The 20,934-nt window shown below is 67.9% G+C and carries 19 protein-coding genes (1 of these 19 cut by a window edge); 10 read left to right on the forward strand and 9 right to left on the reverse strand.

Annotated elements, in window-relative coordinates; translation table 11 throughout:
* The 3 genes from J2126_RS11175 to J2126_RS11185 form a co-directional block, all read left to right on the forward strand.
* Positions 1-425, forward strand: the final stretch of a protein-coding gene (locus J2126_RS11175; RefSeq protein ID WP_209486824.1) for a peptidoglycan DD-metalloendopeptidase family protein. 1,648 nt of this gene lie to the left of the window's left edge; 425 of the gene's 2,073 nt are visible here — the last part of the coding sequence; its start codon lies off the left edge, out of view; the stop codon is at positions 423-425.
* Positions 426-609: 184 nt separating this feature from the next.
* Positions 610-1,536 (forward strand): hypothetical protein, encoded by a 927-nt coding sequence (locus J2126_RS11180; RefSeq protein WP_209486826.1) that lies wholly within the window; start codon positions 610-612, stop codon positions 1,534-1,536.
* A 30-nt stretch (positions 1,537-1,566) separates the two neighbouring features.
* The gene (locus tag J2126_RS11185) at positions 1,567-2,496 is read left to right on the forward strand and encodes a hypothetical protein (protein ID WP_209486828.1); all 930 of its coding nucleotides are present in this window, start codon (positions 1,567-1,569) and stop codon (positions 2,494-2,496) included.
* Between the two features lie 34 nt (positions 2,497-2,530).
* Here J2126_RS11185 and J2126_RS11190 read toward each other — a convergent pair whose 3' ends face one another.
* From J2126_RS11190 to clpB, 4 genes are all read right to left on the reverse strand, one after another.
* Positions 2,531-2,950, reverse strand: coding sequence for a DUF2267 domain-containing protein (locus J2126_RS11190; RefSeq protein WP_209486830.1), 420 nt, complete (start codon positions 2,948-2,950; stop codon positions 2,531-2,533).
* A gap of 154 nt (positions 2,951-3,104) precedes the next feature.
* Positions 3,105-4,292, reverse strand: coding sequence for a hypothetical protein (locus J2126_RS11195; protein WP_209486832.1), 1,188 nt, complete (start codon positions 4,290-4,292; stop codon positions 3,105-3,107).
* Between the two features lie 83 nt (positions 4,293-4,375).
* Positions 4,376-5,824, reverse strand: coding sequence for a DUF1254 domain-containing protein (locus tag J2126_RS11200; RefSeq protein WP_209486840.1), 1,449 nt, complete (start codon positions 5,822-5,824; stop codon positions 4,376-4,378).
* 166 nt (positions 5,825-5,990) lie between these two features.
* Positions 5,991-8,630 carry an ATP-dependent chaperone ClpB gene (gene clpB, locus J2126_RS11205; RefSeq protein ID WP_209486847.1) on the reverse strand — a complete coding sequence of 880 codons (2,640 nt, stop codon included), beginning with the start codon at positions 8,628-8,630 and terminating at the stop codon, positions 5,991-5,993.
* A gap of 325 nt (positions 8,631-8,955) precedes the next feature.
* Here clpB and J2126_RS11210 point away from each other — a divergent pair, with 325 nt between their 5' ends.
* Genes J2126_RS11210 through J2126_RS11225 form a run of 4 tightly spaced genes read left to right on the forward strand, consistent with a single transcriptional unit; the run spans position 8,956 to position 11,746 of the window.
* Positions 8,956-9,777 (forward strand): MOSC domain-containing protein, encoded by an 822-nt coding sequence (locus tag J2126_RS11210; protein WP_209486849.1) that lies wholly within the window; start codon positions 8,956-8,958, stop codon positions 9,775-9,777.
* 24 nt (positions 9,778-9,801) lie between these two features.
* The gene (locus J2126_RS11215) at positions 9,802-10,149 is read left to right on the forward strand and encodes a lysozyme inhibitor LprI family protein (protein ID WP_209486851.1); all 348 of its coding nucleotides are present in this window, start codon (positions 9,802-9,804) and stop codon (positions 10,147-10,149) included.
* Between the two features lie 14 nt (positions 10,150-10,163).
* A complete protein-coding gene (locus J2126_RS11220; protein WP_209486853.1) occupies positions 10,164-10,907 on the forward strand; it encodes a pyrimidine 5'-nucleotidase in 744 nt (247 codons plus the stop codon).
* Positions 10,908-10,909: 2 nt separating this feature from the next.
* Entirely contained in the window at positions 10,910-11,746 is an 837-nt protein-coding gene (locus J2126_RS11225) for a GNAT family N-acetyltransferase (protein WP_209486855.1), read from the forward strand.
* Positions 11,747-11,899: 153 nt separating this feature from the next.
* On the opposite strand, the gene aceB is transcribed toward J2126_RS11225, so the two are convergent.
* The 5 genes from aceB to J2126_RS11250 form a co-directional block, all read right to left on the reverse strand.
* Positions 11,900-13,510, reverse strand: coding sequence for a malate synthase A (gene aceB, locus J2126_RS11230; protein WP_209486857.1), 1,611 nt, complete (start codon positions 13,508-13,510; stop codon positions 11,900-11,902).
* Positions 13,511-13,607: 97 nt separating this feature from the next.
* A complete protein-coding gene (gene thiE / locus J2126_RS11235; protein WP_209486859.1) occupies positions 13,608-14,255 on the reverse strand; it encodes a thiamine phosphate synthase in 648 nt (215 codons plus the stop codon).
* A gap of 146 nt (positions 14,256-14,401) precedes the next feature.
* Entirely contained in the window at positions 14,402-15,721 is a 1,320-nt protein-coding gene (glcF, locus tag J2126_RS11240) for a glycolate oxidase subunit GlcF (protein WP_209486861.1), read from the reverse strand.
* 49 nt (positions 15,722-15,770) lie between these two features.
* Positions 15,771-16,982, reverse strand: a complete 1,212-nt coding sequence (gene glcE / locus J2126_RS11245; protein ID WP_209486863.1) for a glycolate oxidase subunit GlcE — start codon at positions 16,980-16,982, stop codon at positions 15,771-15,773.
* A gap of 34 nt (positions 16,983-17,016) precedes the next feature.
* Positions 17,017-18,525 (reverse strand): FAD-linked oxidase C-terminal domain-containing protein, encoded by a 1,509-nt coding sequence (locus J2126_RS11250; RefSeq protein WP_209486865.1) that lies wholly within the window; start codon positions 18,523-18,525, stop codon positions 17,017-17,019.
* Between the two features lie 155 nt (positions 18,526-18,680).
* Between J2126_RS11250 and J2126_RS11255 the strand changes: the two genes are divergently transcribed.
* The 3 genes from J2126_RS11255 to J2126_RS11265 all read left to right on the forward strand — a co-directional run bounded on the left by J2126_RS11255 (position 18,681) and on the right by J2126_RS11265 (position 20,781).
* Positions 18,681-19,628, forward strand: a complete 948-nt coding sequence (locus J2126_RS11255; RefSeq protein WP_209486867.1) for a LysR family transcriptional regulator — start codon at positions 18,681-18,683, stop codon at positions 19,626-19,628.
* A 135-nt stretch (positions 19,629-19,763) separates the two neighbouring features.
* Complete coding sequence (locus J2126_RS11260) at positions 19,764-20,474, forward strand: AzlC family ABC transporter permease (protein ID WP_209486869.1); 711 nt, start codon at positions 19,764-19,766, stop codon at positions 20,472-20,474.
* Positions 20,464-20,781 (forward strand): AzlD family protein, encoded by a 318-nt coding sequence (locus J2126_RS11265; protein WP_209486871.1) that lies wholly within the window; start codon positions 20,464-20,466, stop codon positions 20,779-20,781. The genes J2126_RS11260 and J2126_RS11265 overlap by 11 nt, the downstream gene beginning before the upstream one ends.
* Positions 20,782-20,934 lie beyond the last annotated feature (153 nt).

Genomic DNA, 20,934 nt, shown 5'->3' on the forward strand with positions numbered 1-20,934 from the left:
TCGGCTCGCCGATCTACGCGGCGGGCAACGGCACCATCATCTATGCCACCTGGAAATCCGGCTACGGCAAGCACACGGAAATCCAGCACGCCAACGGCTACGTCACCACCTATTCGCACCAGTCGGGCTTCGCCCGCGGCATCCGCGAGGGGGTGACGGTGCGCCAGGGCCAGCTCATCGGCTATCTCGGCAACACCGGCCTCTCCACCGGCCCGCATCTGCACTACGAAGTGAAGATCAACGGCAACTTCGTCGATCCCATGCGTATCCGCCTGCCGCGCGGCCGGGCGCTGGACGGCAAGTTCCTCGCCGAGTTCAAGAAGGAGCGGGAGCGCATCGAGGCCCTGCTCAGCCACGCCCCCGTGCCGCCGAAGGTGGCGAACGCCAGCGCCAGCGCCGCCAAGACCCGCGCCGCCAGCAACTGACGGCCCGCCCTTCCCTCGCCATCCGCGGGGAAGGGCGCGCGTCTTCAAAACACCGCGGGACCCGCGAAATGGTGCCACCGGCCGGGCCGCACTTCGCCACAAACAAAGCTTGACCTTGGGAACGGTTCAGCTACCGCTGCGACCGGTTGAAAGCCAAACCTTTCTCTCCCAGAGGACTGCCCCCATGAGCGGCCCCTTCCGTGGTTCGGTTCGTTCCCTCGCCTGCGCCCTCATCCTCTCCACCGCGCTGCCCGCGATCGCCGCCGCCGACCCGCTCAGCGACTATGTCGCCGCCCGCGACAAGGCGACGGCTGCCGCCCTCGCCGCCGCCAAGGCCGGCAAGAGCGGCGACGAGGCCGTGATCAAGCGCGAGGAAGCCGCGCTCAAGGATCTCGGCAAGCGCATGACGGCCCTCGTCGGCCCGATGAAGTTCAAGGGTCTGGGCTCGCCCGAATATACGCTGCGCGTGCTGACCTACGACGAGAACACCCCCGCGCACGATCTGGGCGGCCTCTCCTTCGTCAGCAAGGATTTCGACACCCGTCTGGTGGTTGTGCCCGAAAGCATCTTCACCGCCTGGCTCGCCGACCGCGCCAAGGATCCGGATGCCCCGAAGGCCTTTGCCTCCGGCGTGAAGGCGGCGGCGGGGACGCCCGAATTCTACACCAATGCCGTCGGCTTCGACGGCGGCTTCTACCAGCCCTATGTGGAACTGCCCGTGGCCGCCGTGCCGGGCGAGACCGCCACCGCCTGGCTCGGCCTCCAGACCGAGGAACCCTCCGGCAACACCGCGCCCAACGAGGTCGCCATCGTGCGGATCGGCGGCGGCATGGCCATGGCCGGCGTGACCATGGTGAAGCTCGGCGACAAGCCGATTCCCGCCTGCGATGCCATCTGGCAGCCCTTCAAGACCAAGGCCGACGCTCTCCAGAAGCAGGTGGAGAAGGACAACAAGGACCAGGACCCGCGCTGGGAAGAGATCACCAGGATCCAGGACGAAGGCTCCAACGCCTATCGCGCCTGCTTCATGAAGGAGGCGCCGAACCAGCCCTTCTTCGCCGCCGCCGTGAAGAAGGCGGAAGCCTTCCTCGCCACCGCGCGCGGACAGTGAGCGCACCCTTCCCCGGACCGGAGACCTGACATGACCCGCCCCGCGCGACGCCTGCCGCATCTGCTGAATGGACCCGCCTTCGTGCTTGCTCTGGGCCTCGCCATGGCCCCGGCGGGCGGCGCCGGGGCGGGACCGGCCGAGGACTATATCGCCGCCCGCGACAAGGCCGTGGCGGCGCTGGCCAAGGCGGAGAAGGACGGCGCGAGCCCGGAAAAACTGGAGAAGCGCGACGCCGCCGAGCGCAAGACGCTGGAGCGGACCATGAGCGGGCTCATCGGCCCGCTCACCATCAAGGGGTTCACGGCCAGCTTCTCCCCCGCCACCTTGCTGGACGGCAGCATCGAATCCGGCGGGCCGGACGGCCTCCTGTTCTCCGACGCCGACGCCACCACCTACGTGTTGGTGTCACCCGAGCCGGTGTTCGCCAACTGGCTGGCGGCGCGGGCGAAGATGGAGGGCGCGGACCCGGCCCTCGGCCGGGGGATCGCGGCGGCGACGGCCAGCGAGGAATTCTACACCCTCGCCATCGGTGCCGAGGCGGCCTTCTCCCGCTATATCGATCTGCCGGTGAGGGCGGCGGAGGGCGAGACGGTGCGGGCGGCGCTGGGCCTGTTCAGCCAGGACCTTCCCTCCAACACGCTGCCCGAAGCGGTGGTCGTCACCCGCGTGGCCAACGGCCGGGTCACCGTTGGAAACGCCGCGGTGGAGCTGGGCATCACGTCCCTGCCCGTGTGCGACAAGGCCTGGAAGGCGGCGAGCGCCAAGGCGGAGGCGCTGCGCACCGCCGCGGAGAAGTCGAAGAAAGAGGATGATCCGCGCTGGGAGCAGGCGAACACGGCCGACGTGGACGCCTCCAACGCCTTCCGCGCCTGCTTCGCCAAGGAGGCCCAGGGCCAGCCCTTCCTCGCCGCCGCCGTCAAGCGCGCCGAAGCCCTGCTCGCCACCGCCCGGGGGAATTGAGCGCCGGGGCGGCGCCTCACCCGGCGGCGCCCCCTCACGCCGACCAGTATTCAGCCGCGCCCGCCGGCAAGGTGGCGAGGACGCGGTCGAGCTTCTCCCTGTCCATGGCCCGCCGCAGCGCCGCCGCCACATCGGCGATGGCGGTCTGCGGCGCGAAATTGTGGTGCCGGCGCAGGTCCTGCACTTCGGCGGTCATTGCCGCCCGATCCGCGAACGGCCGGCGCGGCTCCGCCGTGTCCCAGTCCGCCACGAAGATGGCCCGCAGCACCGGCGGCAGCACCCCGGCAAAGCGGATCGCCTCCTCCACCGACAGCCGCCGCCGGAACACGCGCAGCACCCCATCCACCATGGTGTAGGCCTGATTGCGCGTGCCGAGCCCCGCCGTATCCCGCGCATCGGCGAGGAAGCGGTCGAACGCTTCGGTGGCGTGCTGGAGGTCGAGGGGGATGGGCATGGGGGTGGCCGAACGTACAACTCGCTATCGGGGCTCCGCATTCGATTCCGAACCGTAAAATCGAGCCGGCCGCTGGCTGATCAAATAGAAATACGATAGTTTCTGGACTCGACAAAATAGAAGAGACAATTCTATATTTAAGTTAGACATGTGATCATGGGAACAATGTTCGATCTCCGCGCAAAGAAGTTGATGTCGCGGCTGTAGTCTCGATCCTCCACCCTTGATTTTTGTGAAGATCAAGTGTTTCTGCGTTTGGATGGCGATAAAAGTTTGGGTTTCCATAGGATGCGATCGCCGGCCCAGACTGATCAGGTCTCGGAGGCAAAGCATCTGAACGCCCGGCGTGATGGGGCATCGTAAGAGCGCTGACATTATCGAGCATTTTGGTCTGGATCAGGTCATAGGGGGTATCGCCTGTGAGAATTACAGCTCGTGCACTCTCCTCATAACGAAGTTGGTATCCTGTTCCGTTACGGTCATTTGGATTTGTCGACATGCCGCGCGAAAGGCTGAAGCCGCCGATTGTCGCGGACCCATCGATAAATTTGAGCCTGCGGCCTAATTCAAACTGAAAATTAGCTGTATTCGGACCGACGGGCTGATCGGGGGCAAACCAATAGAAATTTCGATAGGGATCGTGGCGGCGCCCTAGATCGAAATGATCAAAATCCCAGTGAGAAAGTATGATAAAACCTCTCCGATCGAACAACGGGGGCCTGATCTTAGGGAAAGATCCTTTATTAAACCAAATGGGTGCCCCAACGTCGAAGAAACCAATCGGCCTACCGTTTCGCTTTATCAACGCGGCAGAGGCTTGACCCACATCCAGCACGACAATCTCGATCCGGCCGGGCGAGCCCAACCTCTGTAACGCGGCCGCTGCACTAACTTGGGACGCTTTCCTTCGTGGGATTTTTGTTGCTGAAGTCAGCCGCTTAGACAGTTCATCGTCTCCATTCTGGAGTTGTGCCCCAACCCCACTAATCCGTCGCATGGATTTTATCGATCTGTGACGATCTGCAATATAGTTATTCTCAGCGCGTAATTCCCACGCACGGGGAATACCACCACTGTCGTCGAGTTCAAACGAAAGCCAATCGCCTTTGGCGACCTCCCCCAAATGGAACTGCTCCCTCCAACGCCTAGGCGTTGACATTGCCCGCACAAGCGCGAGTCCGCGGCGCTCGCGGATAGCCAATTCTCCTTCTCGATCAAAGTATTCAGATCGAATTGCATCAATTAACATAAAAGATCTAGTGTATAAATTTCTGGGATCGGCATCGATTATATCTTCAACCACACCATAATAACCTGTTGATTCAAACTTTCCCTTCGGCATTTGCGTTCCTCAAATGCAATTATCATAGCCAGCAGATGGCAATGTATTGCTAGAAGCAATTGCGCCTACAATCGCCACCCCCTTCACCCCTTCCTCACCCCCGGCGGCTTCCACGTCCCCTTCCCCGCCGGCAAAATCGACGGCGGGGTGTCCTTCGGCCAGTAGAGGCGCATCACCATGTAGATGGGGCCGTCGGGGGCGGGGAGCCAGTTGCTCTCCTTGTCCGGGCCGGGGGACTTGTTCTGGATGTAGAGGGTGAGGGAGCCGTCGGCGTTGCGCTTCAGGCCGGGCAGCATGGGGGAGTTGATGAGGTAGCGGTCGATGGGGTTCTTGATGAGGAGCTGCGTCTTGCCGTCATACATGGTGACGGACCAGAAGGCGTTCACCGGCGGCAGGCCGTCGGCCGGGAAAGTGAGGGTGTAGTTGGCCTTGGAGCCGTCGAGGGTCTGGCCCTCGGCGTCGAGGCGGGTCAAGGGGTAGGTGGCCTCCGCCGCGTCATTGCCATAGATGCCGGCCTGCGCCGCCACCGCGCGCAGCAGCCAGTCGCCGTTGTAGAAGGCGGCGTCCCCGGCGGGCGAGCCCACGCGCCAGCCGTTCACATCCGTGCCGAAGGCGGCTACCGCGTCCGTCACCTTGGCGAGGCCGGCCTTGAGGCCCAGCAACACCTCCGCCTTGTCCTCCAGCGACAGGCTCTTGAACTCGAAGGTCTTGCCGGCGCCCACCCCGATGCTGGCGAGCTGTTCCCGGATCGCCTTCTCCTCCGGCAGCGCCGGGGCGAACTGGAGCGCGAAGTCCAGGAACTCGAAGAATTCCGTGCGGGCGAGGTCCTTGGAGAATTTCGGGAAGTCGATCTGCGGCGCGGCGGGCGGCGCGGCCTTCCCGAGGAAGGCGGAGAGCGGGCGCACCTGATAGCCCGCCTGTACCTTTTTCACATTGTCCATGTCCGCGGGGTCGAACAGCTGGGTGCGGAAGATGGTGAGCGAGAACTGGGTGGACGCGCGGAACACCTTGCGGATGCCGGGCGGCGTCTCCCCGTTCCAGCCCGGCCCCACCACCAGATAGTCGCCGGCCGCGCTGCCCGTGGCGCGGCTGCCGATATAGCCGTAGTTGAAGGTGTTCCCGTCCACCAGCTGTACGGAATAATAGCGCTTGGGGTCCACCGCCGGCACGGAGATCACCATGGGCTCGGCCCGCAAGTCGAGCCAGGCCAGCGAATAGGGCGTGTCGCTGTTGGGCGTGGGGATGGAGGTGTCGCGCCAGGTGAAGACCTGCGCGTCGTTGAACATCTGGTTGAACGGCGCCTTGAACTGCCCGGAGTTCCGGTCCACCGCATACTCGTACATGACGCCGTAATTCATCACGATGGGCAGGCCGTAGACGAAGCCCGCCTCGGCGATATCCCGCGCCTTGAAGAAGCCGGGGCGGTCCGCCGCCTGCGCCGCGCCGGGCATCAGGCCGGGCACCAGCGAGAGCGCGGGGCCGGCAACGCCGCCGGCGGCCAGGATCTTCAGGAAATGACGCTTGGACAGCATGATGGGCCTTCCCGTCGCCGGAAGAGCCCCCCGCTCCCCGGACCGGCGCGAGATTAGCTTGGCCGCGCGCCGCCGTCGCCCACGGACTTTGCCGGAGCCGCCACCATGAAAAAGCCCCCGGCGCGGGACGCCGGGGGCCTTGTCTTCAGAACAGGTCGGGCGGGCCTCAGGCTGCCTGATCCACCTTCGCCGCCTCGCTGGCAAAGGTGAGGCGCCCGCCATCCAGCCCCACCGTCACCTTGGCGCCGTCGAGGATCTCGCCGCCGAGGATCTTCTCGGCGAGGGGGTCCTGCACCAGCTTCTGGATGGTGCGCTTCAGCGGACGCGCGCCATAGGCCGGGTCGTAGCCCTTCTCGGCGAGGAAGCTGCGCGCCTCGGGGGAGAGCTCGATGGTGATCTTGCGATCCTCCAGGAGCTTGCGCAGCCGGCCCAGCTGGATGTCCACGATGTGGTCCATCTGGTCCCGCTTGAGGCGGTGGAACATGACGATCTCGTCGATCCGGTTGATGAACTCCGGGCGGAAGTGACGCCGCACGGCCCCCATCACCATGTCGTAGGCCTCCTCGTCGGACACCACCTGCTCACCCTCGTGGCCCGGCACCTTGAAGCCCATGGGCTGGCGCGGATCGGCGAGGAATTCGGCGCCGAGGTTCGAGGTCATGATGATGAGCACGTTGCGGAAGTCCACCGTGCGGCCCTGCCCGTCCGTCAGGCGTCCGTCGTCGAGCACCTGCAGGAGGACGTTGAACACATCCGGATGCGCCTTCTCCACCTCGTCGAACAGCACCACCTGATAGGGCCGGCGCCGCACGGCTTCGGTGAGGGCACCGCCCTCGTCATAGCCCACATAGCCGGGAGGGGCGCCGATGAGCCGGCTCACGGAGTGCTTCTCCATGTATTCCGACATGTCGATGCGCACCATCGCCGTCTCGTCGTCGAACAGGAACTCGGCCAGCGCCTTGGTCAGCTCCGTCTTGCCGACGCCCGTTGGGCCGAGGAAGAGGAACGAGCCGATGGGCCGGTTCGGGTCCTGCAGGCCCGCGCGGGCGCGGCGCACGGCGGTGGAGACGGCGGCCACCGCCTCCGACTGGCCCACCACGCGCTTCGCCAGCTCCAGCTCCATGCGCAGCAGCTTCTCGCGCTCGCCCTCGAGCATCTTGTCCACCGGCACGCCGGTCCAGCGGGAGACGACGCCGGCAATGTGGCTGGGCGTCACCGCCTCTTCCACCATCTGGCCGGCATTGCCCGCCTTCTCGATGTCGGCGAGCTTCTTCTCCAGCTGCGGGATCACCGAATAGGTGAGCTCGCCGGCCTTCTGGTATTCGCCCTGCCGCTGCGCGGTGGCAAGGTCGGCGCGCGCCTGGTCGAGCTTGGCCTTGACGGTGGTCGCCTCGCCCAGTTTCTCCTTCTCGGCCTTCCATTTGGAGGTGAGAACGGAGGCCTTCTCCTCAAGGTCCGCCAGCTCCTTCTCGGAGCGCTTCAGGCGGTCCTTGGAGGCGCTGTCGGTCTCCTTCTTCAGGGCCTCCTGCTCGATCTTGCGGCGCATGATCTCGCGGTCGAGGCTGTCCAGCTCCTCGGGCTTGGAATCCACCTGCATGCGCAGGCGCGAGGCCGCCTCGTCCACAAGGTCGATGGCCTTGTCGGGCAGGAAGCGGTCGGTGATGTAGCGGTTGGAGAGAACCGCCGCCGAGACCAGCGCCGAGTCGGTGATGCGCACGCCGTGGTGCAGCTCGTACTTCTCCTTCAGGCCGCGCAGGATGGAGACGGTATCCTCCACCGTGGGCTCGGAGACGAAGACGGGCTGGAAGCGACGGGCCAGCGCCGCGTCCTTCTCCACATGCTTGCGATACTCGTCCAGCGTGGTCGCGCCGACGCAGTGCAGCTCGCCGCGGGCAAGGGCGGGCTTCAGGAGGTTGGACGCATCCATGGCGCCGTCGGTCTTGCCGGCGCCGACGAGGGTGTGCATCTCGTCGATGAACAGGATGATGCCGCCCTCGGCCGCCTCGACCTCGGACAGCACGCTCTTCAGACGCTCCTCGAACTCGCCGCGATACTTCGCGCCGGCGATGAGCGAGCCCATGTCGAGCGAAAGCAGGCTCTTGTCCTTCAGGCTCTCGGGCACGTCGCCATCCACGATGCGGCGGGCGAGGCCCTCCACGATGGCGGTCTTGCCGACGCCGGGCTCGCCGATGAGCACGGGGTTGTTCTTGGTGCGGCGCGCCAGCACCTGGATGGTGCGGCGGATTTCCTCGTCGCGGCCGATGACCGGGTCGAGCTTGCCGTCCCGCACGGCCTGGGTGAGGTCGCGGGCATATTTCTTCAGCGCCTCATAGGCGTTCTCGGCGGTGGCGGTGTCCGCGGTGCGGCCCTTGCGCAGGGCCTCGATGGCCGCGTTCAGGGTCTGCGGGGTCACGCCCGCCTTCGCCAGCAGCTTGCCGGCGTCGGTGTCCTTCTCGATGGCGAGGGCAAGCAGCATCCGCTCGACGGTGACGTAGCCGTCACCCGCCTTCTTGGCCGCCTGCTCGGCGGTCTCGAACACCTTGGCGAGCTGCTGGGACACGTACACCTGTCCCGAGCCGCCCGACACCTTCGGCAGCTTCTTGAGGGCCGCTTCCACCTCGGCGCGCACCAGCGTGGGATTGCCGCCCGCGCGCTGGATGAGGCCCGAGCACAGGCCCTCGGGATCGTCCATCAGCACCTTGAGGAGGTGCTCCGGCGTGAACTGCTGGTTGCCCTCCCGCACCGCCAGCGACTGTGCGGACTGGACGAAGCCCCGCGCGCGTTCGGTATAGATCTCAAAATTCATCTGTCTCTCCTCCTTCCCGCGCCCGATACCTTCCAAGAAGCATAAGGGGCACGGCGGGACACGGTCCCGGCATCCCCGGCTACCGTCGCACAGGCGGAACAAACCTGCGCCGTGCCTCATGTGGGTGTGGCCCCGCGGCAACGGAAGGGGGTGACGGAACGATTTCGAGCCGGCCGGGCCGAACCGCGCCGCCACCGCCCTCCGCTCCAGGGAGGCTAGGTCCGGCGCGCCGCCATCGCCTTGATCCAGGCGAAATTTTCCCGCCCTTGACCAAGCAGGCGCGGCATGGGACGCCGAGGCCTCCGGACCCGAAGGAGCGCCCCGCATGCCCGTGCCGTCCGCCACCTCCGCCGCCCCAGTTCCGGCGGCCGCGCTGCCGCCCGCCACCATCACCGCGCTCTACCGCCATCCGGTGAAGGGGCTCACGCCCGAGGCGCTGGACGCCGTGGAGCTGACCGCCGGCGCCTTCTTCCCCAATGACCGGCTCTATGCAGTGGAGAACGGCCCCAGCGGCTTCGATCCCGCCGCGCCGTCCTACCGGCAGAAGACCGCCTTCCTGATGCTGATGCGGGACGCCCGCCTCGCCGCCCTCGCCTCCCGCTATGACGAAGCCACGGGCACGCTCACGCTTTCCCTCGACGGCCACGAGGTGGTGGCCGCAAACCTCTCGACACCCGAGGGCCGGGTGGAGGTGGAGGCCTTCCTCACCTTCTATATGGGCGAGGAGGCGCGCGGGCCCCTGAAGCTGCTCACCGCGCCGGAGGGCTTCCGCTTCACCGATTCGCTGCGCTCGGGCTTCCTCTCTCTGCTCAACCGCGCGAGCGTGCGCGATCTCGGCGCGCGGATGGGGGCGGAGCTGGACCCCCGCCGCTTCCGCATGAACCTGCATCTGGAGGGCTGGCCGGCGGGCGCGGAGCTGGAGCTGTCCGGCGCGCGGCTCGATGTGGGCACCGCGCGCATCGCCATCCTCAAGCGGACCGAGCGCTGCGCGGCGGTGAATGTGAACCCCGCGACCGCCGTCCGCGACCTCAATGTGGTGAAGGGCCTCGTCTCCGCCTACGGCCACGCCGACTGCGGCATCTATGCCAAGGTGGTGCGCTCCGGCCGGGTTCAGGTGGGCGACACCATCCGCCCCGCCGCCGACTGATTCGTCGTTTTCGGGAGAACCGTCATGCGCCTGAAGTCCGCTTTCCTTGCCGCCGCGCTCGCCACCGCACTGACCGTCCCTGCCTCCGCCGCCAGCTTCAGCTGCGCCGGTGTCAGCGCGCCGGATGAGGTGGCCATCTGCAAGAGCTGCGATCTCGCCCAGCTCGACGTGAAGATGGCGACGCTTTATGGCGTCATCACCAAGCTGGTGGGCATGGGCCAGCGCGGCATGATCCAGGACGACCAGCGCGCCTGGCTGGTGGAGCGCGCGACCTGCAAGGGCGACGCGGCCTGCATCTCCAACGCCTACCAGACCCGCATCCGCGCCATCGAGGGGATGCTCTCCGACATCTATTCCCGCGGCCCGTTCTGAGGCATGGTCCGGCGATGATCTCCCCTTCCCCCGCGGCGCTTGCATCGTCGGCTTTCGAGGCCGTGGACACCTGGGTGTTCGACCTCGACAACACCCTTTATCCCGCCCAGCACGATCTCTGGGGCCAGATCGACGCCCGGATGAAGGCGTACATCTCGGACCTCCTCGGCATCGCGCCCGAGGAGGCGTTCCGCATCCAGAAGGACTATTACCGCCGCTACGGCACCTCCCTGCGCGGGCTGATGATCGAGCACGGGGTGGAGCCGGCGGCCTTCCTCGCCCATGTGCACGACGTGGACCTGACCACGCTCGACGCCTCCCCCCGCCTCGCCGCCGCCATCGAGGCGCTGCCGGGACAGAAGCTGGTCTACACCAACGGCTCCGAGCGCCATGCCCGCAACGTGCTGGAAAAGCTCGGCATGGACGCGCATTTCACCGCCGTCCATGACATCGTGGCCGCCGAATTCCACCCCAAGCCCACCGAGGAAGCTTATGAGCGCTTCCTGCGCGCCCATGGGGTGGAGGCGACCCGCGCCGCCATGTTCGAGGACCTCGCCCGCAATCTGGAGGTGCCCCACCGCCTCGGCATGGTGACGGTGCTGGTGGTGCCCCCCGGCCAGACGGTTTCGGCGCGCGAGGGCTGGGAGTTCGAGGGCCGCGAGGACGCCTATGTGAACCACGTCACGGAAGACCTCGCCGGCTTCCTCGAAACCGTCGCCCGCGACCTGCCCCCGCCGCTGCCGGTGGACCCGGAGTGACGATGACCACACCCACCATTCGCACCCTCACCCCCGCCGAAGTGCTCACCGCCGTGGACTGGGCGGCGGCCGAGGGCTGGAATCCCGGCCTCGCCGATGCCACCGCCTTCCTCGCGCAGGATCGCGATGCCTTCTTCGGCCTGTTCCTCGGCGATGAGCTGGCGTCGATCATTTCCGCCACCCGGTATGCGGGCGGCTTCCATTTCGTCGGCTTCTACATCTGCCGGCCGGACCTGCGCGGACGCGGGCTCGGCCTCGCGGTCTGGCAGGCGGCATTCGCCGGGCTCGAAGGCACGGTGGGTCTCGATGGCGTGGTGGCGCAGCAGCACAATTATGCGCGCTCCGGCTTCGTCCTCGCCAATCGCAACGTGCGCCACGGTGGAGTCGCGGCGGCCGGGCCGGAAGATGCGCGGGTGGTGGACATCGCGGCGGCGGACCAAGACGCGGTGGCGGCGCTCGACCGCGCCTGCTTCGGCTTCGCCCGGCCGGATTTCCTGGCCGTCTGGCTCGCCCCGCCTCATGGCCGGGCGCTAGCCTTCGTTACGGATGGTCAGGTGAAAGGCGTCGCGGTGGTCCGCCGGTGTCGCACGGGCTTTCGCATCGGCCCGCTGTTCGCGGACGATGTCGAGGCGGCCGGAGCCCTGTTCTCCGCCTGCATCCGGACGGCGGCGGGAGAAGCGGTCTTCATCGATGTGCCGGAGCCCAATGCGGCGGCCATGGCCATGGCCGCGGCGGCCGGCCTCGTTCCGGTGTTCGAGACGGCCCGCATGTATCGCGGCCCGGCCCCGGACCTGCCCCTCGCCCGCATCTACGGCATCACGTCGCTGGAGCTGGGGTAGAGCATTTTCAAGCGAAGTGGATCCGGTTCGCGTGAAGAAAATGCGAAGACTCAGAGACATAGAGCAATTCCGGTGAACCGGAGTTCGCCGGAATTGCTCTAGACCAGGATCATGCCCGGCGCGCGGCCGGGCATGACGTGTGCGGGCTGATCCTCAGGCGATCAGGCGGTAGGCCGGAAGGGTGAGGAATTCCTCGAAGCTGTCGGCCAGCGTCATGTCGGCAAACAGCTTGATGGCCTCGGGGAAGCGGCCGGAATCATAGACTTCCGGGCCGAGCACCGAGCGCAGGTTGGACATCTCGTCGTCCAGCAGGGCGCGGAACAGCTCCGGCGTCACCGTCCGGCCGTCATCCAGCGTCGCGCCGAGGTGGATCCATTGCCACACCTGCGCGCGGCTGATCTCGGCGGTGGCCGCATCCTCCATGAGGTTGTAGAGCGGCACCGCGCCACGGCCGCGCAGCCATGCCTCGATATATTGCACGCCGACGCGGATGTTCTCGCGCAAGCCGGCTTCCGAGCGGGTGCCCTGATGCACTTCCAGCAGGTCATCGCGGCTCACCGGCACGTCGCTCGGCTTGGCATCGCGCTGGTTGGCGCCGGGCATGAGGCGGTTGAACACCTCCATGGCCACCGGCACGAGGTCCGGATGGGCCACCCAGGTGCCGTCGCAGCCGGAATTGGCCTCGCGCTCCTTGTCCGCCTTCACCTTGGCGAAGGCGGCGGCATTGGCTTCCGCATCGCCCTTCACCGGGATCTGCGCGGCCATGCCACCCATGGCGAAAGCGTTGCGGCGGTGGCAGGTGCGCACGAGGAGGATGCCGTAGGCCTTCAGGAAGGCCTCGCTCATCACCATGCGGCTGCGGTCGGGGGTGAGGAAGCGGTCGTTCTTCCCGAGGCGCTTGATGAAAGAGAAGATGTAGTCCCAGCGGCCGAGATTGAGGCCGGCGATGTGGTCCTTCATCTCGAACAGGATCTCGTCCATCTCAAACACCGCGGGCAGCGTCTCGATGAGGACGGTGGCCTTGATGGTGCCGACGGGGAGCCCCAGCGCGGTCTGCGCGGCGACGAACACCTCGTTCCACAGCCGGGCCTCGAGATGGCTCTCGGTCTTCGGCAGGTAGAAATAGGGGCCGGAGCCCTGCGCCAGCGCCGCCTTGGCGTTGTGGAAGACGTAGAGGCCGAAGTCGAACAGCGATCCGGAGACTTCCTCGCCGTCCACCAGCACATGGGCTTCCGGCAGGTGCCAGCCACGCGGGCGGATGATGAGCACGGCCGGATTCGCGCCGAGCTTGTAGGACTTGCCGTTGTTGGCGTCGACGAAGTCGATGGCGCCGGCCCAGCGATCCTTCAAATTGATCTGGCCCTCGATCATGTTCTCCCACACCGGGGAGGAGGCATCCTCGAAGTCCGCCATGAACACCTTGGCGCCGGAGTTCAGCGCGTTGACGATCATCTTGCGGTCCACCGGCCCGGTGATCTCGACGCGGCGGTCGAGCAGGTCGGCGGGCAGGTCGGCGATGGTCCAGTCGCCGTCACGGACGGCCTTGGTCTCGGGCAGGAAGTCGGGCAGCTCGCCGGCGTCGAACGTCACCTGCCGCTCGGCGCGACGGGCGAGAAGGGCCTTGCGGGTGGGATTGAAGGCGCGATGCAGGTCGGCGACGAAGGCCAGCGCCTCGGGGGTCAGGATTTCGTCGAAGCGGGGGCCGAGCGCGCCGGTGATCTCGACGCCCGCGACGGGGGCGGTCTTCAGGGCAGGGGACGACATGATGTCGGTTCTCCTTGAGGAAGCCTGAAGCGCGTGGCGTCGCCGCAGGCAGGAACCACCCCGGAGCCGTGGCGGCCCCGAAGCGGGATGGAAAGCGTCAGCGCGCGGCCGTGACGGCCGAAAGCAGCGCGCGCGCAGCGTGTTCGGGATCGGGGGCGGCGCAGATGGCGGACACCACCGCCACCCCGTCCGCCCCGGCACGGATGACCTCGCCGGCGAGCGCGCCGTCGATGCCGCCGATGCCGACGATGGGCAGGCGGGTGAGCGCCCGTACCGCCGTGACACCGGCCGCGCCGATGGCGGCGCCGGCATCCGTCTTGGTGCCGGTGGCCTTCACCGGGCCGACGCCGAGATAATCCACGGCGCCGATGTCGATGCCGCTGCTGGAGCCCGCGAATTCCGCCGGATTGCCCACGGAAAGGCCGAGGATGCGCTCCGGCCCCAGAAGGGCGCGGGCGTCGGCGGGGGACATGTCGTCCTGGCCGAGATGGACGCCGTCGGCATCCGCCGCCACCGCCACGTCCACCCGGTCATTCACGATGAGCGGGATGCGCAGCGGCGCGAGCAGCGCCTTGAGCGCGCGGGCCTGCTCCACCAGGGCGCGGCCGTGGGCGTCGGGATCGCGCAGTTGCACGAGGGTCACGCCGCCCTTCACCGCCGCGTCCACGGTCGCCAGCAGACCGCGCTCGGCAACGAGGCGCGGGTCGGTGACGAGATAGAGGGTCAGGTCGAAGGGACGGGACATCAGGTGCTCATGGTGCGGGGCGTGCTGCGGCGCAGCGTAAGCCGCCCCGCTCCCTTAGCTCAATGCGCTTCGGTGCGAAACGTCGCATGCGACGAAGGTCTATTGACCGCATCGCACATGGGTCTTTGCCGTTTTGGCAACAATCCTCAGGCCGCTTTCGCCCGTCCGGCCAAAGCTGAGGGCACCGGACCGCCGGTGGCCCAGTCCAGCAGTTCCACCGTGTGGACGATGGGAATGCCGGTGCCGGAGCCGATCTGCGTCATGCAGCCGATGTTGCCGGCGGCGATCACGTCGGGCGCCAGCGCCTCCAGCGTCGCCACCTTGCGGTCCCTGAGCTGCCCGGCAATGTCGCTCTGGAGCATGTTGTAGGTGCCGGCCGAGCCGCAGCACAGATGCGGATCGAACGGCTCCACCACCTCGAAGCCGACGCGGCGCAGCAGGTCCATGGGCGGCGTCTTCACCTTCTGCCCGTGCTGGAGCGAGCAGGCGGAATGGTAGGCGACACGCATGCCGCGCGGCGTCTCCGCCTTGGGCAAATCGAGGGTGGGCAAAAACTCGCTGATGTCGCGGGTGATCGCCGAGACCCGCGCCGCCTTCTCGGCATAGGCGGGATCGAGGCGCAGCATGTAGCCATAGTCCTTGATGGGCGTGCCGCAGCCGGAGGTGGTGACAAGGATGGCGTCCAGCCCTTCCGTCTCCATCTCCCTGATCCACACGTCCACATTGTTGCGGGCGAAATTGAGCGCCTCCTCCTCGCGGCCCATGTGGTGGACGAGGGCGCCGCAGCAGCCCTCGCCCTTCACCCGCACCACATCCACGCCCTGCCGGGTGAGGAGGCGGATGGCGGCCTCGTCGATGCCGGGGTTCAGCACCGGCTGGGCGCAGCCCTTGAGCAGCGCCACCCGCGCCCGGCGCGTGCCGTGGGCGGGATGCACGCCGCCCTTGTCATCCGCCGCGCGACCATGGGGCCGGCCGGGGGCGAGGCGCAGCATGGCGGCGAGCGGCTTCAGCGCCGGCACCTTGGCGAACAGGCCGGCGAACGGCTTGCCGGCGAGCGCCCCCATGAGGGCGAGGCGGAAGCGGTCGGGATAGGGCAGCACCCGCGCCAGCACTTCCCGGATCATCCGGTCGGGGGCGGGGCGGGAATAGGTCTTCTCGATATGGACGCGGGCGGTGTCCACGAGGTGCATGTAGTTCACGCCCGAGGGGCAGGTGGACATGCAGGAGAGGCAGGAGAGGCAGCGGTCGATGTGCTTCACCTCCTCCTGCGTCGCCGGCCGGTCGTTCTCCAGCATGTCCTTGATGAGGTAGATGCGCCCGCGCGGGCTATCCAGCTCGTCTCCCAAGAGCACGTAGGTGGGGCAGGTGGCGGTGCAGAAGCCGCAATGCACGCATTTGCGCAGGATGGAATTGGCCGCCTCCACATGCGGATCGGCGAGCTGGGCGAGGGTGAAGTTGGTCTGCATGGGCGCTCAGCCGTGACGGAGGAACGAGGGGACGGGGGTGCGGGCCATCTCACATCCCCGCATGCATGCGGCCGGGGTTGAGCACCAGGCCGGGATCGAAGCTCTCCTTCACGCGCTTGGTCAGCGCCGCCAGCGCCCCGTCGAGGGGCTGGAACACCGCCGTGCGGGCCCGCTCGGCCGCGCTGGCGCGCATCAGGGTGGCGTGGCCGCCATGGGGGGCAAGGGCCGCGCGCACCTGATCGGCGTGGGAGGCTTCGCCCGGCAGGCAGAGCCAGATGAGGCCGCCGGCCCAGTCGCAATAGCTCTCGCCGCCGAGATCGGCCGCGAGCTTCGCCGCCAGCTCCGGGCCGACCTTCGGCTGGGTGGAGATGCGCCACACCGCCCGCTCGCCCGAGCCGGCGAAGGGGATCACGTCGCGCACCGCCTGCCACAGCGGGCGGGAGGTCTCGGTCTCCAGCACCTCGGCCGGACCGATGCCGGCGAGCACCTTGAGCAGCATGGCGCGACGCGCGGTGACGGAGGGCGCGACGCCCTCCATGCGCAGCGCCACCAGCGCCGGGGAGCCGGAGAGGCCCGGGAGGCGCCCCGCCACGCCCTGCGGCAGGAAGGCGGCGCCGGACACCTCGCAGGAGGAACCCATGGCCGCCGAGAGCGCCGCCGCCGCCTCGCCGGGAGAGGCGACGCGGGCGATCACCGTCTCCTCCATGGGCGGGCGCGGCAGCACCTTCAGGGTGATCTCGGTGGCGACGCAGAGCGTGCCGAAGGCGCCGGCCATCAGGCGGGGCAAGTCGTAGCCGGTGACGTTCTTCACCACCCGCCCGCCGGACTTGAACGGCTCGCCCCGGCCGGACACGGCCTTGATGCCGAGGGCATGGTCGCGCACCGCGCCGTGGCTGATGCGGCGGGGGCCGGCGAAATTCACCGCGAACATGCCGCCGAGCGTGCCGCGTCCCGCCGCGCCGCCGAGCAGCGGGCCGGTGTCCATGGGCTCGAAGGCGAGCATCTGTCCGCGCGCCGCCACCATCTCCTCGATGTCGGCGCGGGGGGTGCCGGCGCGGGCGGAGAGCACCAGTTCCTCCGGTTCGTAGAGGGTGACGCCCGAGAGGGCGGAAAGGTCGAGGGTGAGGTCGGTCTGGCTCGGCCGGCCGAGAGCCTGCTGCGAGCCGTGGCCGCGCACCTCCAGCGTCTTGCCGGCGCCGAGGGCGGTCAAGACCGCCTCCGCGACCTCCTGCTCGTCGCGCGCTGCGATGATGTCGCTCATGATCTGGGGCCTTGGGATATCGGGAGGAGCGCGTTCAGAAGCGCGGCAGGTCCGGGAAGGGCAGCGCGCCGCCCGACACATGCATGCGGCCCATTTCGGCGCAGCGGTGCAGGGTCGGGAACACCTTGCCGGGGTTGAGCAGGCTCTTGTCGTCGAAGGCGCATTTCAGCCGCAGCTGCTGGGCGAGATCGACCTCGTTGAACATGGTCGGCATCAGGTCGCGCTTCTCCACGCCCACGCCGTGCTCGCCGGTGAGCACGCCGCCCACCTCCACGCACAGCCGCAGGATGTCGGCGCCGAAATTCTCCGCCGCTTCGAGCTGTCCCGGCGCGTTCGCGTCATAGAGGATCAGCGGGTGGAGGTTGCCGTCGCCCGCGTGAAAGACGTTGGCGACGCGCAAATCGTATTGCGCGGAAAGCTCGCGCATGCGCGACAGTACATAGGGCAATTGGCGGCGGGGAATGGTGCCGTCCATGCAGAGATAATCCGGCGAGAGGCGCCCCACCGCCGGGAAGGCGGCCTTGCGCCCGGCCCAGAACCCGAGGCGCTCGGCCTCGCTGGTGGAGACGCGCAGCGTCACCGAATTGCAGCCCTCGGCGACGCGCGTCACCTCCTCCAGCAGGTGGGCGCATTCCGCCTCCGGCCCGTCCAGCTCGACGATGAGCAGGGCCTCCACATCCAGCGGATAGCCGACATTCACGAAGGCCTCGGCGGCGGCGATGGCGTCGCGGTCCATCATCTCGATGGCGGCCGGGATGATGCCGCCGCCGATGATCCGCGCGACGCACTCGCCGGCATCCTCGGAGGTGGGGAAGCCGACGAGGAGCGCGCGGGCGGTGTCCGGCTTCTTGAGGAGGCGCACGGTGACTTCCGTCACCACCCCCAGCAGCCCTTCCGAGCCGATGATGACGGAGAGAAGGTCAAGCCCGCCGGCATCGAGGTGCTTGCCGCCGAGGCGCACGATCTCGCCGGTGATGAGCACCATCTCGACGCCCAGCACGTTGTTGGTGGTCAGCCCGTATTTCAGGCAGTGCACGCCGCCGGAATTCTCCCCCACATTGCCGCCGATGGAACAGGCGATCTGTGAGGAGGGGTCGGGGGCGTAATAGAAGCCCAGATGGTCCACCGCCTTGGAGATGCCGAGGTTGGTCACCCCCGGCTGCACCACGCAGGCGCGGTTGGCGGTGTCGATGTCGAGGATGCGGTTGAACTTGCCGAGGCCCAGCAGCACCGCGTCCTGAAGCGGCAGCGCACCGCCCGAGAGCGAGGTTCCCGAGCCGCGCGGCACCACGCGGATCTCGTTGTCATGGCAATATTTAAGGACGGCGGCCACCTGCTCCGTCGTCGACGGCAGCACCACCACGAGGGGCAGTTGGCGATAGGCGGTGAGGCCGTCGGATTCGTAAGGCCGCATCTCCCGTTCGTGGGAAATGACGCCCTCGCCGGGCACGATGGCCCGGAGCGCGGCGATGATGTCCTCCCGTCGGGCGAGCACCCGAGCATCCGCTTCCGGCAGCCTGAGGCCCGGAGTGGTTCCCGTCATGTCGGCGTCCCTTTGAGCCGTTCTTGTTGGAGGAACTATAATCGGTTCATTCGGGAAAAAACGTCGCCCATTCTTTCCCTGACGGATAAAGTCGGCGGCGGAAGAGAAAACAATCGGCCGGTGCGGTTCACCCCGGCCAGGAGGAGCGTCGATCGATGATCGGCAATCTCGGCGATCTTGAAATCTTCGCGCGCATCGTCACCGCCGGCAGCCTCTCCGCCGCCGGGCGGGAGATGGGATTGTCGCCGCCGGTGGTGTCGAAGCGGGTGCAGCGGCTGGAGGAGCGGCTCGGCGCCCGGCTGTTCCAGCGCACCACCCGCAAGGTGGCCCTCACCGAGGCGGGACAGGGCTTCTACGAGCGCGTCGTGACCATCCTCGCCTCCATCGAGGAGGCGGAAAGCCAGCTTGCCCGCAAGTCCACCGAGGCGCGGGGGCTCTTGCGCGTGTCGGCGCCCACCTCCTTCGGCCGGATGCACATCGCGCCGAACCTGCTGCCGCTGATGGCGGCCAATCCAGACCTCACCATCGACCTCGAACTGTCGGACAGCTTCGTGGACATCGTGGGCGAAGGCTTCGACGTGGCGGTGCGCATCGCCGACCTCGACGATTCCAGCCTCGTCGCCCGCCGCCTCGCCCCGGTCCACCGGGTGCTGTGCGCGACGCCGGAGTATCTCGCCCGCGCCGGCGAGCCGAAGCACATCTCCGAACTCTCCGACCACGTCCTCATCGCCACCCACGGACAGGACCCGTGGAAGCTGGAGGGGCCGGACGGGCCGGTGACGCTGCGCGTGCATTCCCAGTTGCGCACCAATTCCAACGAGGTGGTGCGCGAGGCAGTGCTCGCCTCGGTGGGCATCGCGCTGCGCTCCACCTGGGACGTGGGGCCGGAACTGCGCTCCGGCACGCTGAAGGTGGTGCTGCCGCGCTGGCGCGCCTCCCACCGGGTGGGCCTGTTCGCGGTCTATCCCTCCCGCCGCTTCCTGCCACAGAAGGTGCGCGTCTTCATCGACCACCTCGCCGCCCTCTACGGCCAGGGCCACGGCGGCATCCCGCCCTGGGACGAGGGCCTCTCGCGCCTGTTCGAGCCCGAGCCGGTGGGGTGATTTTCACGCCGTCATGCTCCGGATGGGGAGCGCCCCTCCCATCCGCCCATAAGCGGAAATCGGGTTGGCCTTTCCGGCGGGGGCGTCCATAAGGGCGGTATTTCCGCTTAGCGACTGTTGATTGCTCCGCTCCAGATGACCAAGCCCCACCCCGCACCCCTGACCCTCGCCGGCGTGGCCGAAGGCGCGCGCGCCATGCTGCCGCTGATGCCCGGTATCACCGCGTTCGGCATGGCGTTCGGCGCCGCCTCCATTCCAAAGGGCTTCTCCCTCATCGAGGCGACCCTCTCCAGCGCCATCGTGTTCGCCGGCCTGTCGCAGATGGTGGCGCTGGAGGGCTGGACCCAGCACTGGACCGCCGGCTCCCTGCTGGCACTGGGCTTTCTCACCCTCACCGTGAACATGCGCCATGTGCTGATGGGCGCCTCGCTGCGCCCCTGGCTCGGCACGCTGCCGGCGTGGAAATCCTATCCGGCGCTGATGATGATGGCCGACAACAACTGGGCCGCCGCCCTGCGCTACCGCGCCGAGGGCGGCAACGACGTGGGCTATTTCGTCGGCTCGGGCCTCATCACCTGGTTCGTGTGGGTGCTGGCCACCGCCCTCGGGCATGTGGTGGGCGGCGGCATTCCCGATCCGAAGGCGGTGGGCATCGACCTGGTGGTGCCCGCCTTCTTCATCGCCATGCTGCTCCCCAACTGGAAGGGCAAGCGCGAGGCGGTGGGCTGGGGCGTGGCGGCGGCGGTTTCCACCGCCGTGTCGTTCGTGCTGCCGGGCTGGTGGTTCATCGTGATCGGCGCCGTGGCGGGCGCGCTCGCAGGCGGGTTCACCGACGATGACCGTTGATCCCGGCACCCTCGCCGCCATCCTGGTGATGGCGGCCGCCACCGCCTTCAACCGCGCCGGCGGCTTCTGGCTCATGCGGCTCGTGCCGGTCACGCCCCGCGTGCGCCGCGTGCTGGACTGCCTGCCCGGCGCGGTGCTCGTCGCGCTGCTGGTGCCCGGCGCCGTGCAGGGCGCAGTCAAGGGCGACATGGGCATGCTGGGCGGCCTCGCCGCCGCCCTCGTCGTCACCCGCCTCACCCGCAGCGATCTCCTCGCCGTGGTGGTGGCCATGGCCGTGGCGGCAGGGATCAGGGCCTTCTGGGGGTGAGGGGCAGGCGCGGTCCTTCGAGCGTCATCCCGCGGCGCGACGCCCCGGTCCGGGAAAGCGGCGCCGTTTCAGACCCTCCGTGGACCGCCTGCACAAGGCCGGCGATGACGGCGAACACGGGTGCCGTGCCCCCAAACGAAAACGGCGGGCCGA

The sequence above is a fragment of the Xanthobacter flavus genome, assembly GCF_017875275.1.
GTDB lineage: Bacteria > Pseudomonadota > Alphaproteobacteria > Rhizobiales > Xanthobacteraceae > Xanthobacter > Xanthobacter flavus_A.

Excerpts from the sequence above, each read along its gene's own strand:
- J2126_RS11180 (WP_209486826.1), top strand. The coding sequence starts at position 610 with ATGAGCGGCCCCTTCCGTGGTTCGGTTCGTTCCCTCGCCTGCGCCCTC.
- J2126_RS11185 (WP_209486828.1), top strand. The coding sequence starts at position 1,567 with ATGACCCGCCCCGCGCGACGCCTGCCGCATCTGCTGAATGGACCCGCC.
- J2126_RS11190 (WP_209486830.1), bottom strand. The coding sequence starts at position 2,950 with ATGCCCATCCCCCTCGACCTCCAGCACGCCACCGAAGCGTTCGACCGC.
- J2126_RS11195 (WP_209486832.1), bottom strand. The coding sequence starts at position 4,292 with ATGCCGAAGGGAAAGTTTGAATCAACAGGTTATTATGGTGTGGTTGAA.
- J2126_RS11200 (WP_209486840.1), bottom strand. The coding sequence starts at position 5,824 with ATGCTGTCCAAGCGTCATTTCCTGAAGATCCTGGCCGCCGGCGGCGTT.
- clpB (WP_209486847.1), bottom strand. The coding sequence starts at position 8,630 with ATGAATTTTGAGATCTATACCGAACGCGCGCGGGGCTTCGTCCAGTCC.
- J2126_RS11210 (WP_209486849.1), top strand. The coding sequence starts at position 8,956 with ATGCCCGTGCCGTCCGCCACCTCCGCCGCCCCAGTTCCGGCGGCCGCG.
- J2126_RS11215 (WP_209486851.1), top strand. The coding sequence starts at position 9,802 with ATGCGCCTGAAGTCCGCTTTCCTTGCCGCCGCGCTCGCCACCGCACTG.
- J2126_RS11220 (WP_209486853.1), top strand. The coding sequence starts at position 10,164 with ATGATCTCCCCTTCCCCCGCGGCGCTTGCATCGTCGGCTTTCGAGGCC.
- J2126_RS11225 (WP_209486855.1), top strand. The coding sequence starts at position 10,910 with ATGACCACACCCACCATTCGCACCCTCACCCCCGCCGAAGTGCTCACC.
- aceB (WP_209486857.1), bottom strand. The coding sequence starts at position 13,510 with ATGTCGTCCCCTGCCCTGAAGACCGCCCCCGTCGCGGGCGTCGAGATC.
- thiE (WP_209486859.1), bottom strand. The coding sequence starts at position 14,255 with ATGTCCCGTCCCTTCGACCTGACCCTCTATCTCGTCACCGACCCGCGC.
- glcF (WP_209486861.1), bottom strand. The coding sequence starts at position 15,721 with ATGCAGACCAACTTCACCCTCGCCCAGCTCGCCGATCCGCATGTGGAG.
- glcE (WP_209486863.1), bottom strand. The coding sequence starts at position 16,982 with ATGAGCGACATCATCGCAGCGCGCGACGAGCAGGAGGTCGCGGAGGCG.
- J2126_RS11250 (WP_209486865.1), bottom strand. The coding sequence starts at position 18,525 with ATGACGGGAACCACTCCGGGCCTCAGGCTGCCGGAAGCGGATGCTCGG.
- J2126_RS11255 (WP_209486867.1), top strand. The coding sequence starts at position 18,681 with ATGATCGGCAATCTCGGCGATCTTGAAATCTTCGCGCGCATCGTCACC.
- J2126_RS11260 (WP_209486869.1), top strand. The coding sequence starts at position 19,764 with ATGACCAAGCCCCACCCCGCACCCCTGACCCTCGCCGGCGTGGCCGAA.
- J2126_RS11265 (WP_209486871.1), top strand. The coding sequence starts at position 20,464 with ATGACCGTTGATCCCGGCACCCTCGCCGCCATCCTGGTGATGGCGGCC.